The sequence below is a fragment of the Roseomonas sp. CCTCC AB2023176 genome (assembly GCF_042259275.1).
Classification (GTDB): Bacteria; Pseudomonadota; Alphaproteobacteria; order Acetobacterales; family Acetobacteraceae; genus Roseomonas.
The window spans coordinates 3,372,056-3,386,940 of the sequence record NZ_CP170086.1 but is presented as its reverse complement, the minus strand read 5'-3'; the positions used below and the strand labels follow the sequence as shown (position 1 = coordinate 3,386,940).

Here is a 14,885-nt window from a genome sequence, read left to right as displayed (position 1 = left end):
CCAGAGCCGGCAGGGCGGCTGGGCGGTCGCCTGCCGCCGGCTATTCGGGCGGCACGCCCGCGGCGACCCAGCAGGCCGCCCTTTGCGTGCCGCCCACCGACATCAGGGCGGGATCACGCTCCGTGCAGACGACGACACGGTCCGGGCAGCGCGGGGCGAAGCGGCAGCCCGGCGGGATGGCCGTCGCGTCAGGCGGATCCCCGGTCACCGTGATATCCGGCAGGCGGCCGGGGCGTGGTGGCAGTGCGGCGGTGATGAGGGCGCGGGTATAGGGGTGGCGCGGCGCCGTGAAGATGTCCTCGGTCCGCCCTTCCTCGACGACGCGGCCCAGGTACATGACGGCGACGCGGTCGCAGACCTGCCGCACGACCGCGAGGTTGTGGGAGATGAAGAGGTAGGCGAGGCCGAGCCGCGCGCGGATGTCATGGAGCAGTTCCAGGATCTGCGCCTGCACCGATACGTCCAGCGCGCTCGTCGGTTCGTCGAGGACGAGAAGGCGCGGTTCCAGCGCGAGGGCGCGGCCGATACAGACGCGCTGCTTCTGGCCGCCTGAGAGCTCGTGCGGGTAGCGCCAGAGGAAGTTCGCGGGCAGGCCGACGTCGTGCAGCAGGGCGGCGACCCGCGCGCGGAGGTCGCCGCCGATGCCCTGGATGACCAGGGGTTCCGACACCGACTGGAAGACGGTGCGGCGCGGGTTCAGCGCGGCGTGCGGGTTCTGGAAGACGATGGCGGCGTCCCGGCGCAGGCGTCGCAGGTCGGCGTCGCCGGCGCGCGTCAGGTCCTGGCCGTCGAAGGCGATGGTCCCGCCGCTGGGGTCGAGCAGGCGGAGGACGAGGCGGGCGGCGGTGGACTTGCCGCAGCCGGACTCGCCGACGAGGCCGAGGGACTCTCCCGGCCGAGAGGGTGAGGTCCACGCCGTCCACCGCGCGCAGGACACGGCCGCCGGGCAGGGCGAAGCGGCGCTCAAGGGCGCGCACGTCCAGCAGCGGGGTCACGCGGCGATCGCGCGTTCGGGCGCGACCTCCTCGGCGCGGTGGCAGGCGACGTGGCGGCCGTCCACCTCGCGCAGCACGGGTTTCTCGGCGCCGCAGCGCGTGACGGCCATGGGGCAGCGCGGGTGGAAGCGGCAGCCGGGCGGCGGGTGCAGGAGGTCGGGGATGTGGCCGGGTATGGGGCGGGCGCGGTGCTCCGGCCGGGCGAGGTCCGGCACGGCGGCGAGCAGGCCAAGCGTGTAGGGGTGGCGGGGGCGAGCGAAGATCAGCGTGGCGTCCCCGTCCTCGGCAATCGTGCCGGCGTACATGACGGCGATGCGGCGGCAGAGCGCACCGATGACGCCGAGGTCGTGCGAGATCAGCAGCAGCGTCAGGTTCGAGGCGCGGACGAGGTCGTCGATGAGGCGCAGCACGCCGGCCTGGACCGTGACGTCCAGCGCCGTCGTCGGCTCGTCGGCGATGAGGAGTCGCGGCGTGCCGGAGAGGGCGGTCGCGATGAGGACGCGCTGGCGCTGGCCGCCGGAGAGTTCGTGCGGGTAGCGATCCAGCAGGCCACCGGGATCGGGCAGGCGGACGGCAGCCAGCAGTTCCGCGGCGCGCTGCCGGGCCTGGAACCGCGGGCGGGCGCGCCGGCCGGTGGCGGTGTCATGCGCGCGGATCACGTCGGCCATTCCCTGCCCGATGCTGAACACGGGGTTCAGGAAGGTCATCGGGTCCTGGAAGATCATCGAGACGCCGGTGCCGCGCAGGCGGGCGAGCGCCGTGCGGTCCATGGCCATGACGTCGGCGCCGTCGAAGCGGACCGTGCCGGCTGTGATGCGCGCCGGCGGCATGGGGAGGAGGCGGGTGACGGAGCGCGCGAGGACCGACTTGCCGCAGCCCGTTTCGCCGACGATGCCGAGGGTCTCGCCGGGCTGGACGGAAAGGTTCACGCCGTCCAGGACCTGCGAACGCCCTTCGAAGCCGTCGAAGGCGAGGTGCAGGTCCTGAATGTCCAGTAGTGGCGAGGTCGTCACCCGCGCCCGCTCTTCGGGTCGAGGATGTCGCGGAGGCCATCGCCGAACAGGTTGAAGCCGAGGACGGTGAGGTAGATCGCAAGGCCCGGGAAAACCGCGTACCACCACCAGTTCGGCATGTAGGTGCGGGCGACGGAGATCATGGCGCCCCATTCCGGTGCGGGCGGCTTCGCGCCGAGGCCGACGAAGCCAAGGGACGCGGCCGACAGGATCGCGAGGCCCATGTCCATGGAGGCCTTGACGATGATCGGCGAGGCGCAGTTCGGCAGGATGTGCACGCCGAGGATGCGTGCGCGGGAGGCGCCGACGGAGTGCGCGGCTTCCACGAAGGGTTCGTTGCGCAGCGACAGGGCCTTGGCCTCGACCAGGCGGACATAGCCGGGCCACCAGACGAGGGAGAGGGCGACGATGCCGTTCATGATCCCTGGGCCGAGCGCCGCGACGATGGCGAGTGCCAGGACGAGGCCGGGGACGGAGAGGAAGACGTCGGTAATCCGCATGATGACGCTGCGGGTTCGCCCTCCGAAATAGCCAGCGGCAAGGCCGAGGGGCACGCCGATCGCGGCGGCGATGACGACGATCGTGAGGCCGACGTAGAGCGAGGTGCGCGTCGCGATGACGACGCGGGAGAAGAGGTCGTTGCCCATCTCATCCGTGCCGAAGAGGTGGGCGGCGGAGGGCGGCTTGAGGCGGTTGCCGAGGTTCATCGCGCCGGTCGCATCGTCCGGGTAGGGGACGATCCAGGGGCCGAAGGCGGCGAGGAAGAGGAAGAGCAGGACGAGCGCAAGGCCCAGCATCGAGGAGGGCGAGCGGGAGAATGCCCAGGCGTAGAAGCGGAGTTGCCGGATCGTGCCGGCGTGGCGTTCCCGGAAGGGCGGGCGCGCCGGAAGCGCGGTGACGCTCACGCCCGCGCCGTCCGCAGCCGGGGGTCGAGGACGCCGTAGAGCAGGTCCACGATCAGGTTGGCGACCATGAAGTTCAGGCCGATGAGCAGCGTGACGCCCATGACCGGCTTGAAGTCGCCGGCGATGGCGGAGGAGACCGCGTACAGACCGATGCCCGGCCAATCGAAGACCGTCTCGACCAGCACGGTGGAGCCGAGCATCCAGCCCCAGCGCAGCCCGATCATGGCGAGGGTGGGGAGCATGGCGTTGCGCAGGGCGTGGACGCAGACGACGCGCCAGGGGGAGACGCCGTGGGCGCGTGCCGCGGTGATGTAGTCGGAGGACAGGACCTCGATCATCTCGGCGCGGTTCACGCGAAGGATGGAGGCGAGGCAAGGAAAGGAGAGGACGAGGGCGGGGAGCACGGCGTGGGCCGACGCGTCGCGGAAGGTGGCCCATTGGCCCGCGATCAGACTATCGAGGAGGAGGAGGTTGGTAACGGGCGGCGGAGGCAGGGTCGAGACCTCCAGCCGGCCGGAGGTCGGGAGCCATTCCAGCCAGACGGAGAAGGCGAGTTGCAGGAGGATCCCGAACCAGAAGGCGGGGAGGGCGACGAGGGAGACGGCCACGAAGCGCGTCGCGTGGTCCGGGGCACGGTTCTTCATCACCGCCGAAAGCATCCCGAACGGCACGCCGAGGCCGACGCCGAGCAGCATGGAGAGGAGGACCAGCTCCAGCGTCGCGGGGAAGTAGCGCGACAGGTCCTCGGCCACCGTGCGGGTGGAGACGAGGGAGCGGCCGAAATCGCCCACCACGATGCCCGTCACGTAGCGGACGAACTGTTCGGGCAGGGGCTTGTCCAGCCCGTATTCGCGCCGGACCGTGTCCACCATCTCCGGCGTCGCGTCCGGCCCCGCCGCGAGTGCGGCGGGATCGGAGGGCGCGACGTTCGACACGACGAAGGTGATGCAGACGAGGCCGAAGAGCATCAGCCCCGTCAGCGCCACGCGACGCGCGACGTAGCCGAGCCAGGGGAGGATCAAGCGGCGTCGATCCACATGGGGTAGAAGTCCACTTCGCCCGTCAGGCGGAGCGGGCAATACTGGTAGCCCTTCACGTAGTCCCGTGCGATCCAGCGGCGGTTGGCGAGCATGCCGAAGATCTCGGGCTGCAGCTCCACCACTCGACGCTGGATGCTGGCGTAGAGCTCGCTGCGCTTGGCGTCGTCCGGCTCGATCCGCGCGGCGTCCACCCAGCCCGCGATCTGTTGGTCGGTCAGGTGGTGCATGCCCCAGTACTGTGAATGGGCGCGCGGGTGATACTTGCTGGCGATCACGTCGGGGTCGGTCGCGACCGGCGTGACGTAGACGGAGACCATGTCCGGCGCCGTTTCCGGCTTCGCGCCGCGGGCGACCATCGTCGGCCAGGGCTGGGCGGTGACGTTGACCTTGATGTTCAGCGGCTGGAGCGAGTTCAGCAGCGCCAAGCCAATGCGCCGCGGATCCTCGAGGCCCTGGACGTGGACGTATTCCAGCTCGAACCCGCCATTCGGGAAGCGGCTCTGCGCGAGGAACTGACGGGCCTTTTCGAGGTTACGGCGCGGCACGTCGGGCACGCTGACGTAACCGGGGATGGGCGGTGGGAAGGGGCTGTCCATCAGCGTCGCCGCGCCGTTGTGGATCTGGATCAGCGCGTCGTAGTCCAGCGCGTGCGCGATGGCGCGGCGGACGTTCAGGTCGGCGGTCGGGCCCTTCGTCGTGTTCATCGTGATGGCGAAGGTCGTGATGCCCGGGAAGTCGTAGGCGGCCATGCCGCGGGCGGACTTCAGCTGGTCGAAGTCGTCGGCGGGGATTTCCGCCATCATGTCGATCTCGCCGCGCTGGATCATGGCGCGGCGGGACGCGGGCTCACGGACGATGCGGTATACGACGCCAGAGAGGCGGTTGCGCTCCCCCTGCGGCCAGCCCTTCCAGTAGTCGGCGACGGCGTCCATCTGGATGATGGACTGCGGCTCGAACCGCCGCAGGCGGAAGGGGCCGGAGCCCGCGGCGTTCGTCGTCAGCCAGCGCTCGCCGTAGTCGTCGGCCTGGAGGTTCGCCTGCACCTGCTTCGGGTTCACGATGTACCAGAGCGGCACGAAGGTGATGAAGGAGGGCATCGGGCGGTTGAGGGTGAAGCGCACGGTGCGCGGGGCCACGGCCTCGATCTTCTCGGGGTCCAGGACCTCGCGGAGCATCCAGGCCACGCCCTTGTTCAGGCGGATGCCACGTTCGAAGGAATAGCGGACGGCCTCGGCGTCCACGGCGTCCCCGTTGTGGAACTTCGCGTTGCCGACGAGGTGGAAGGTCCAGACGGACTTCTCCGGGTTCGATTCCCAGCGCTCGGCGAGCCAGGGGACGATCTCCGGCGGGTTGTTCACGTACTTCGCAAGCGCGTCGTAGACGGATTGCTGGATCATGCGCGTCGAGAAGTCGTAGCGCGAATGCGGATCCAGCACGGGCACGGCCTGGCCGGCGGAGAAGACGAGGATCTTCCGCTGCCCGTCGCGCTCGAAGGCGTCGGCCGGTGCCGTGACCAGGCTGGCCGCGGCGGCCGCGCCACCCGCCAGGGCCGCCCGGCGACCGATCAGGATGTCCGTCATCGTCCTTTCCCCTTTCATTCGGCTGCCGGAGCGCGGCGGCGCCGCTCATCCTCTTCCGCCGCGCCGTCGGGGCCGATCGCCACGCCGTAGTCGCGCGATGCGGCCTCTGTGCTGATCATGCCGTCCCGCACGTCATCCAGGACGGCTTGCACGTCCCGGGCCAGGGGGTCGCCGTAGCCGGCGCCGCCGCAGAGCACGCTTTCCGCGACCTCCTCGGGACGGGTCAGGGTGACGAGGTCGCCCGTGCCGACGTCGATCAGGACCTCACCGGTCCCCGCGTTCCGGACGAGGCCGCGCGCCGTGCCGCCGGAGGCGCCGCCGAAGAGGCCGGGCGTCTCGATCCCCACGCCCTCCGGATAGAGCGCCGTCAGGGTGGGGAGGCCGTCATCGTAAAGCTTGCGCAGGCGCACGCGCTGGCCGAGGCCGCCGCGATGGCGGCCGGCGCCGCCGGTATCGGTCAGGTAGGCCTTCTCCTCGACCAGCACGGGGACGCGCTGTTCCATGAGCTCGATCGACGTGTTCGCGGCGGAGGTCGGCCAGAGCAGGCCCGACTTGCCGTCGCCGCGGGCCGATCCGCCCTGGCCGCCGCCCATGAAGAGGTGGTCGGAGTAGAGCCGCCCCGCCGCGTCGCGGCCGTAGAGCGAGATGGACTTGGGCAGGCCCGTCGCCGACTGCACCGTGTTCGGCGCGGCCTTCGAAAGGGCGCGGAATATGTTGGGGGCAATGTACCACCCGGTCCGCGTCCGCAGGTTCACCGCGGCCGGCTTGGCCGGGTTGAGGATGGAGCCTTCCGGCGCCCTGACCGTGAAGGGGCGGTAGCAGCCGGCATTGCCCCGGACGCCGGGGGAAAGCATGCACTTAAGCGGATAGGTCGCGTGGGCTTCGGTGTAGTTCAGCGTGGAGTTCAGCCCGCCGCGGGGCTGCTGCGGCGGCGCGCCGGCGAAGTCCACCGTCATCGAGTTGCCGGCGACGGTGATGGCGACGGGATAGGTCAGGACCTCGCCCAGTGGGTTGTTCTGGATCGTGGAGCGGTAGGTCCCGTCGGGGATGGCCCGGATCGCATCGCGCACGGCACGCTCGGAGCGGCCCTGCACGACTGCGGCCAGCGCGCGCAGGTCGTGCATGCCGTATTCGCGCATGAAGGCGAGCAGCCGCTCCGCTCCCAGCGCGTTCGCGGCGATGAAGGAATGGATGTCGCCGAGAACCTGGTCGGGGTTGCGGACATTCTCGCGGATCAGGGCGAAGAGGTCCTCATTCAGCAGCCCCTCCCGCGCCATCTTCATCGGCGGGATCTGGATGCCTTCCTCGTAGAGTTCGCGGGCGCGGAGGCTGTCCTTCGTGCCGCCTATGTCGGAGACGTGGCCGACGCAGGCGACCAGCCCGACCAGCCGCCCGTCGCGGAACACCGGCGTCACCACGGCGATGTCGAAGAGGTGCCCGGCGCAGAGCCAGGGGTCGTTCGTCGTCAGCACGTCGCCGGGCTTCAGGGTGTCGGGCGGGAAGCGTTCCAGCAGCGCCTTCACCGCGCGCTGCACCGTCAGGTTGAAGACGGGCATGGCGCGGGGGGAATGGGCGAGCGTCTCGCCGTCCGGGTCCAGGATGTCGCAGGCGAAGTCCTGCGCTTCGGAGATGATGAGCGAGAAGGCGGTGCGGCAGACGGTCAGCCACATCTCGTCCACGACGGTGACGAGGCGGGACCACATGATCTCCAGCGCGATCGGGTCGGCCTCGATCCGCGCGACGGCGGTCTCAAGCGGCATGTCCTGGGTAATGACGGCGTCGGGGATGGCGGCGGAGGCGACGGCGATGCGGAGGTTCCCGGCGTCGTCCACCGACATGCTGTCGCCTGGCGGGACGAGGGTCGTCGCCTCCCCCTCCTCGACGATGGCCGGGCCGGCGATGCGGTCTCCGGAACGGAGGGCATAGCGGTCCCAAACCGTCGTCTCGTTCCAGGTACCGTCGAAGTAGATGCGGCGCGTGCCCTTCCGCGCCGGGCCCGTGGCGTCCGCGCCGGCCTGGCGGAGGGACAGTGCGGGTTCCGGCCCGATGACGCGGACGCGGAAGGAAATGGCTTCGATCGTGGCCCCTGGCGGCAGCGCGGTGTAGCGCCGGGTGTAAACCTGCTCGAAGGCAGCGCGGATGGCGTCCAGAGCGTCCTCGCCCATGGCACCGCCGGGCAGAGGCACGTTGGTCTCGTGCACCTGGCCGACGAGGCGCATGTCGGCGGAGCGTTCCACCCGCATGTCGGACGCGGCGACGCCGGCTTCGGCCAGCCGGGCCCTGCATTCGGCCTCCAGGGCGTCGAGGGCCCCGTTGACTAGTCCCGCATCGAAGCCGGGTGCCAGCACCACGGGCAGGCTGCGAACGGCCTCGAAGGACAGCGGGGCGACGAGGAAGCCCAGCGCGGAGGCCGCGCCGGAGGCGGGCGGGATGATGACCTCGGCGACGCCCAGGGCGCGGGCGACCATCGCGGCATAGGCCGGACCGGCACCGCCGAAGCCGACCATGGCGTAGCGGCGGGGGTCCTTGCCCTTCTCGACGAGATGCACGCGGGCGGCGGCGGCCATGCTTTCCGTCACGACCTTCGCGATGCCCCAGGCCGCCTCGATCGGCGTCAGGCCGAGCTTCGCGCCGACCCTGCCCAGGGCGCGTTCCGCTGCCGCCGCGTCCAGCGGCATCCGGCCGCCGAGGAAGGCGGCGGGGTCGTACCAGCCCATGGCGACGTTGGCGTCGGTGACCGTCGGCTCCGTCCCGCCACGGCCGTAGCACGCGGGTCCCGGCGCGGCGCCGGCGGAGCGCGGGCCGACGCGGAGGAGCCCGACCTCATCGAGTGCGGCGATGGAGCCGCCCCCGGCGCCGATCTCGATCATGTCGATGACCGGCGCCTTGATCGGCAGGCCGCTGCCCTTCTTGAAGCGGTGGACCCGCGCCGCCTCCATCATCGGGGCGATCTCCGCGCGCCCGTCCTCGATGAGGCAGGCCTTGGCGGTGGTGCCGCCCATGTCGAAGGAAATGACGTCCTTCTGGCCCGCCCGGCCGCCGAAAAGCGCGGTCGCAAGGCCGCCGCCCGCGGGTCCCGATTCCAGCAGGCGGATGGGGAAGGCGCGCGCCGCCGCTGGCGACACGAGCCCGCCCGCGCTGTGCATCAGGCGCAGCGCACCGCGGAAGCCGCGGGCCCACAGCTCGCGCTCCAGACGCGTGAGATAGCGGTCCATCAGTGGCTGGACGTAGGCATTGGCGCAGGTCGTCACGGTGCGCTGGTATTCCCAGAGCTCCGCCACGACTTCGGAGGAGAGGGAGACTGCGACGCCCGGCGCGGCCTGCCGCACGATCTCCGCCGCGCGGCGTTCGTGCGCGGGATTGCGGTAGGCGTGCAGGAAGGAGATCGCAATGGCGCCTGCGCCCGCCGCAGCCAGTTCGCGCGCCGCGGCCTCGACCGCCGCCTCATCCAGCGGGGTCACGACGTTGCCGTCGCGATCCATTCGTTCCGCGACCTCCAGCCGGCGCCGGCGCGGCACCAGGGGGGCGGGGAATTGCAGGAACAGGTCGTAGATGTCGTAGCGCTGCTCGGTGCCCATCTCCAGCAGGTCGCGGAAGCCGCGCGTGGTGATAAGGCCGAGCGCCGCCCCGCGCCGCTCGATGATCGCGTTGGTGACGAGGGTGGTGCCGTGCACCATTTCCCCCACGTCGGAGAGGGCGATCCCGGCCGCCGAGGTGATCTCCGCCAGGCCTTCGAGGGCACCGACCGACGGGTCCTCAGGCGTCGTGAGGCACTTGTGGAGCCGGATTTGGCCGGACTCGCTGTCCGTCAGGATGAAGTCGGTGAAGGTGCCACCGATGTCGAAGCCGATGCGCCAGCGGGAAGACATGACATGAGCGTAGCAGGTCGGCCGCACCCTTGCCCATCGCATGGGATCATCGTCCCGGAGTGTGCCGCTGCGGGAAAAACGGCCACACCGCCCGGCGGCGTCCCCGCCGCCTGATGCGCCACACCTCCGCATCCTCCCGCGCGCTCTCCCTCGAAACGGTGACGCGGCGCCGAAGCCTCCCGCTTCCGCGAAGCATCACGCAGAAGAGGCGGGGGCCACTGCTCCGCGCGTTGCGAAGGCCGCGTGTCCCGCGCGCATCAACCCGCGGTCCCGGCACCGCACCGACCAGCACCGCCCTTGGCGAGGGGATTTCACCGAGGTGCAGCGTGCCCTCGGGTCAGGACGACAGAAGGTCAGCCTGGCACGCGCCCAGATCCGGTCCCCAGCGCGATGGCTCCTCACGCCACGGCTGCTCGGCGCGCGGCGGGCTGCCGGCCGTCCCGGATCACCCTGTCCAGGCGCCGGCTCACCGTCTCCGGTGCCATCGCCTGGCGACGCCGCGCGCGGGAATCCCGCCGCCCTGGACCGAATCGTTCACGAGAAATTGACTTTAGCACCCAACCCCATGATTCCTGGACGCCTCCAGGACGGGGGGCGGGTGGTGGAGTATCCGGAGACAGGCGACCCAGGCGGGCGTCCGGGCTTCGCCGACGCGGCGGGGTTCCGGGGCTCCGCCCTCGCCGACCGACCCTTCGCGCCGCCGGAAGCCTATGCCGAGGATGCCACTCGGCCCTTTGCCAGCACCGGTCCCCACGGCCACCGGCAGCGGATGCGGGAGAAACTGGTCCACCGCGGCGCCGAGGCCCTGGCGGATTACGAGCTGCTGGAAATGGTCCTCTTCGCCGCCTTCCGGATGGGCGACACGAAGCCGCTGGCGAAGTCCCTCATCAACCAGCACGGGTCGCTCGCCGCGGTGCTGGCGGCGCGGGCGGACCACCTGGCGGGCGATCCGGCGCTCGGGCTTCCGGGCGCCGCGGCGATCAAGCTGGTGCACGCCACGGCGCTGCGGATGATCCGGGCCGAAGTCTCGGCGATGCCGATCCTCTCCAGGTGGGACCGGCTGATCGAGTACCTGACGGCGGCGCTGGCGGAAGAGCGGACGGAGCAGTTTCGGGTCCTTTTCCTCGACCCCCGGAACCGGCTGATCGCGGACGAAGTCCTGCACCGCGGCACCGTGAACCACACGCCGGTCTATCCGCGGGAGGTCGTGAAGCGCGCGCTGGAACTGCACGCGACGGCGCTGATCCTGGTCCACAACCACCCCTCCGGCGACCCGACGCCGAGCGAGGCGGACGTGGTGATGACGAAGGCGGTGAAGGACGCGGCGGCGCTCCTGGAAATCCGGGTGCACGACCACGTCATCGTCGGGCGGGGCGACTGGAACTCGCTGCGACAGCTCGGGCTGATGTAGCCGCCCATCCGGTGCGACGCGCGACGGCGCGGCCCACGACGATGCCGCGGCCCGGCTGGATCACGCGCGCCGGCGACCCTACCTGTCCGCCATGAAGCGTTTCTGGGATCGGGCCGAGGTCGCGGCCGAGGGCGATGCGTTCGGGATCGTCCTGGACGGGCGGCCGCTGCGGCTGCCGGGCGGCGGGTCGCTCCGCCTGCCGCACCGGGCCGTGGCAGATGCGGTGGCGGCGGAATGGGACGCCGCGGGCGGTGCGAAGGGCACGGAGTTCACCTACGACGACGTGCCGTTGACGCGCCTCGTCGGCACGGCGGTGGACCGCATCGCGCCGGACCCCGCGCCGAGCGCCGAGGCCATCGCGAAGTACGGCGAGGCCGACCTGCTCTGCTACCGCGCGGAGGACCGGCGCCTCGCAGCGCTGGAGGCGGAGCGGTGGCAGCCGCTGCTGGACTGGGCGGCGCTGCACCTGGACGCCCCGCTGCTCGTCACGACGGGCATCGGGCATGTCGCGCAGCCCGAGGACTCGCTGCGGGCGATCCGCGCGGCGGTGGCGGCGCAGGACGCCTTCGGGATCTCGGCGCTGGGGCTGGCGGTGCCCGCGCTCGGCAGCGTCGTGCTGGGCCTGGCCATGGCGCATGGGCGTCTCGACGCGGCGGAGGCGCATGCCCTGGCGAGCCTGGACGAGACCTTCCAGGAGGAACTCTGGGGGACGGATTCCGAGGCGCAGGCGCGCCGCGCGCGGATCGGCGCCGACGTCGCGCTGGCGGAGCGGTTGATGCGGCTCTCCCGCGCCGTCCCCCACGGCCGGGCGGCGTGAAGGCCCGCCTGCTGCGCATCGAGGGCCGCGTCCAGGGCGTGGGCTACCGTGACTGGCTGATCGGCATCGCTCGCCGTGCCGGCGTCTCGGGCTGGGTCCGGAACCGGACCGACGGCTCGGTCGAGGCCCTGCTCTCCGGCGACGAAGCGGCGGTGGGCCAAGTCCTCCTCGACTGCCGCCGCGGCCCGCCGCTGGCGCGGGTGGACCGGATCACCGAATCCTTCACGGACCCGCCGGAGGAACCGGGCTTCGTGCGACGGCCGACAAGCTAGTCGTATCGATTTCGCATCGTCATCCCACTTCCCTCGACGCCTCTCGCGACCGTGAAGTAGGCCGGCCAGTATGGCTCTTTCACCGGCACCAACGGAAACGACTCCCTCCCGGGCTCCGACTCTCCGGACAGCATTGACGGCCTCGACGGCGCCGACACCCTCATCGGTTCGCCGGACGACACTCTGGACGGCGGGGCCGGCGACGACCTTCTCGTAACCTCCTGGTCCGTGACGGTGACGACGGGCGTCGGCCGCGACACGGTCCGCCTGTCGAATGTCGGCGCATCGCCTGCCATCACCGTGACCGATTTCACGGCAGGCCCGGTTGGCGATCGTCTCGACCTCTCCGCCCTGCTCGCCGGGGCAACGGGCAACCCGTTCGAGGGAACGCCGAGGTTCCGTCTCGTGCAGGAAGGGGCCAACACGCTTGTCTTCCACCAGCCCTTCCTGAGCGCGCCGGTGACCTACGTCGTCGCCCGTCTTGCCGGCGTCACCGCGTCGAGCCTCACGACCGAGAACCTCGGCTACGATCCCGGCTTCGGCCTCGTCCTCACCGGCACCGACGAAGGGGAGTCCCTCGCGGGCGGCGACCGCGCCGACACCCTCTCCGGCGGTGGAGGCAACGACACCCTCCGCGGCCTCGGCGGCCGCGACTCCCTCCTCGGCGGCGAGGGCGCCGACTCGCTCGACGGCGGCCCGGGAGACGACCGACTGGCCGGCGGTGCGGGGAACGACACCCTCGTGGGCGGCACCGGCGCGGACCTTCTGGAGGGGGCGACGGGAACGACAGGCTCTCCGGCGACGGCTCCGACACGCTCGACGGCGGGGCGGGCGACGACACGATGACGGGCCCGATCCCGTCCAACGCGTCCTCCGCCGTGGCTCTCGGCGGCGACGGGGCCGACGCGATCTCCGGCCACTTCCTCCGGGTCGACGCGGGCAAGGGCAACGACTGGGTCTACGCCTTCTCGCCCCTGATTGATCTCGGCGATGGCGACGACGTCTTCCTGCCGTCCTTCGTCGGGTCGCCGGGCGTGCCGTCGGTCACTCTCGGGGCAGGCCGCGACACGATCGTCCTGCCCAACAGCACCTACGGGTATTCCGGGCCCCGGATCGTGGACTTCGCCCCCGGCAACGGCGGAGACCGGCTGGATGTCACCAGCGCCGTGCCGATCGATCTGCCGGGCGATGCGCGTCCGAACCCGTTCGGGACCGGGGGGACCCTTCGCCTGCTCGCCGACGGCGCGGACACGCTCGTCCAGATCGGGTTCAGGCCGCCCTCGGGTGCCGTGACCTGGAATACGGCGCTCCGCCTCGTCAACGTCGCGCCAGGCGCGCTCACGGCGGAGAACCTCGGCGGCTTCGCGCCCGACGGGTCGAACCCGCCCGGCCTCGTCGTCGGTACGCCGGGCGACGACACGCTCACGGGCGGGCCGGGCGATGACAGGATCTTCGGCCGCGACGGGGCAGACCGCCTGGACGGCGCCGGCGGCCGGGACAGCCTGGACGGGGCGGAGGGAGACGACGTGCTCCTCGGCGGTGCCGGGGACGATACCCTGTCGGGCGGCGCGGGTTACGACGCGCTGCGCGGCGGCGCGGGCGCAGACGTCCTCGACGGTGGGGCCGGGATCGACGTGCTCGACCTCTCCGGGGCGACGGGGCGCGTCAGGGTGGACCTCGGTCTCACCGGCATCCAGGCGATCTCGAGGGAGGAGGGCCGCGACCTGCTCCGCTTCATCGAGGATGCCCGGTCAGGCAGCGGCGACGACATCCTCATCGGGTCGGCCGAGGCCAACCGGCTCTCGGGGAACGACGGCGCGGACCGGCTGCTCGCAGGGGCGGGGAAGGACTTCCTCGAGGGCGGCGCGGGCAACGACCTCCTCGATGGCGGCACCGGCGGCGACACCATGCGTGGCGGCGCTGGCAACGACATCTATGTCGTGGACGACGCGGCCGACGTGGTGATCGAGGAAAACAGCATCGGCGGGGACCCCGGCGGGCTCGACCGGGTGGTCGCCTCCATCTCCTACACGCTGCCCCGCTTTGTGGAGGACCTGCGCCTGGACGGCACGGCGGGCTGGGGCACCGGCAACGGCTTGGCGAACCGCATTGGGCAACGAGGCGACGAACTACCTCTTTGGAGACGGCGGCGACGACGCCCTGGCCGGCGGCGGCGGTAGCGATTTCCTGACGGGCGGGGCGGGAGACGACAGTCTCAACGGCGGGAACGATGTCGACGTCCTGACCGGTGGCGAGGGGGACGACGTCCTCGTCGGCGGTGCCGGCGCGGACATCCTGATGGGTGAAGCGGGCGGTGACCGCCTCGCGGGCGGCGACGGCGCGGATCTCCTGACGGGTGGGGATGGCTCGGACCGGCTTCAGGGTGGCGACGGCAACGACACCCTCTCCGGCGGTGCCGGCGCCGACGACCTGACGGGGGGCGCCGGCGCGGACCGCTTCGTCTTCGACACCATCCCAATCCCAGGCGCCGCCGACCTCATCCGCGACTTCGCGCCGGCGTCGGACCACCTCGTCTTCTCCCGCGCGGCCTTCGGCCTTGCTGGCGGCGCCACCTCCCTCACCCTCATCGCCGCGCCCGTCCCGGTGGCGACGGGCGCCGGGCCAGTCCTCCTCTTCGACACGCTGGGTCCGGGCCGCGGCGAACTCTCCTTCGACCCCGACTGCACCGGCGCCGCCGCCGCCGTCCTGATCGCCCGCCTCCTGGGCCTTCAGGCCCCCACCCAGGCGGACATCCTCCTCCTCTGACGCGCCCTGACACCAGACGCGTCAGGCCGCCCCCAGCGACCAAGCCCTGCCGGCCGGTTGACAATCAAGGTATCTTATCCTAAGATGCCGCGTGGCTGCTAGGAAGGATGACCGATGCCGCGGATAGCGCCGGCCCCGTCCATCCTCCCGCCCGTCCCGCCGCGCGCCCGCGTGCGACACAGCCCCGGGGACGCCTCCGCGACACTCTCCCCCGTGC

The 14,885-nt window shown here is 71.6% G+C and carries 11 protein-coding genes and 1 pseudogene; 6 read left to right on the top strand and 6 right to left on the bottom strand.

The window, feature by feature from the left end:
• Positions 1-40 precede the first annotated feature (40 nt).
• The 6 genes from ACE7GA_RS16950 to ACE7GA_RS16925 are packed head-to-tail and all read right to left on the bottom strand — an operon-like array spanning position 41 to position 9,402.
• A complete protein-coding gene (locus tag ACE7GA_RS16950) occupies positions 41-967 on the bottom strand; it encodes an ABC transporter ATP-binding protein (protein WP_376088878.1) in 927 nt (308 codons plus the stop codon).
• 24 nt (positions 968-991) lie between these two features.
• Positions 992-2,008 (bottom strand): ABC transporter ATP-binding protein, encoded by a 1,017-nt coding sequence (locus ACE7GA_RS16945; protein WP_376088875.1) that lies wholly within the window; start codon positions 2,006-2,008, stop codon positions 992-994.
• On the bottom strand, positions 2,005-2,913 hold the full coding sequence (locus ACE7GA_RS16940; protein WP_376088872.1) for an ABC transporter permease: 909 nt from the start codon (positions 2,911-2,913) through the stop codon (positions 2,005-2,007). The genes ACE7GA_RS16945 and ACE7GA_RS16940 overlap by 4 nt, the downstream gene beginning before the upstream one ends.
• Positions 2,910-3,935 carry an ABC transporter permease gene (locus ACE7GA_RS16935; RefSeq protein ID WP_376088869.1) on the bottom strand — a complete coding sequence of 342 codons (1,026 nt, stop codon included), beginning with the start codon at positions 3,933-3,935 and terminating at the stop codon, positions 2,910-2,912. Before ACE7GA_RS16935 ends, ACE7GA_RS16940 begins: the two co-directional genes overlap by 4 nt.
• Positions 3,932-5,533, bottom strand: a complete 1,602-nt coding sequence (locus ACE7GA_RS16930; RefSeq protein ID WP_376088866.1) for an ABC transporter substrate-binding protein — start codon at positions 5,531-5,533, stop codon at positions 3,932-3,934. Before ACE7GA_RS16930 ends, ACE7GA_RS16935 begins: the two co-directional genes overlap by 4 nt.
• Before the next feature lie 14 nt (positions 5,534-5,547).
• Positions 5,548-9,402 (bottom strand): hydantoinase B/oxoprolinase family protein, encoded by a 3,855-nt coding sequence (locus ACE7GA_RS16925; RefSeq protein ID WP_376088863.1) that lies wholly within the window; start codon positions 9,400-9,402, stop codon positions 5,548-5,550.
• Positions 9,403-9,967: 565 nt separating this feature from the next.
• On the opposite strand from ACE7GA_RS16925, the gene radC reads away from it, so the two are divergent.
• The 6 genes and pseudogenes from radC (at position 9,968) to ACE7GA_RS16895 (ending at position 14,668) form a co-directional block, all read left to right on the top strand.
• Positions 9,968-10,813: a DNA repair protein RadC gene (radC, locus tag ACE7GA_RS16920; protein ID WP_376088860.1), complete on the top strand. Its 846-nt coding sequence runs from the start codon at positions 9,968-9,970 to the stop codon at positions 10,811-10,813.
• A gap of 91 nt (positions 10,814-10,904) precedes the next feature.
• Complete coding sequence (locus ACE7GA_RS16915; RefSeq protein WP_376088857.1) at positions 10,905-11,630, top strand: ATP12 family chaperone protein; 726 nt, start codon at positions 10,905-10,907, stop codon at positions 11,628-11,630.
• The gene (locus tag ACE7GA_RS16910; protein ID WP_376088854.1) at positions 11,627-11,902 is read left to right on the top strand and encodes an acylphosphatase; all 276 of its coding nucleotides are present in this window, start codon (positions 11,627-11,629) and stop codon (positions 11,900-11,902) included. Before ACE7GA_RS16915 ends, ACE7GA_RS16910 begins: the two co-directional genes overlap by 4 nt.
• 93 nt (positions 11,903-11,995) lie before the next feature.
• A pseudogene (locus tag ACE7GA_RS16905) lies at positions 11,996-12,673 on the top strand (calcium-binding protein); the annotation flags it as partial.
• Positions 12,674-12,744: 71 nt separating this feature from the next.
• On the top strand, positions 12,745-14,082 hold the full coding sequence (locus ACE7GA_RS16900; protein WP_376088851.1) for a hypothetical protein: 1,338 nt from the start codon (positions 12,745-12,747) through the stop codon (positions 14,080-14,082).
• Positions 14,012-14,668, top strand: coding sequence for a calcium-binding protein (locus ACE7GA_RS16895; RefSeq protein ID WP_376088848.1), 657 nt, complete (start codon positions 14,012-14,014; stop codon positions 14,666-14,668). The genes ACE7GA_RS16900 and ACE7GA_RS16895 overlap by 71 nt, the downstream gene beginning before the upstream one ends.
• Positions 14,669-14,885 lie beyond the last annotated feature (217 nt).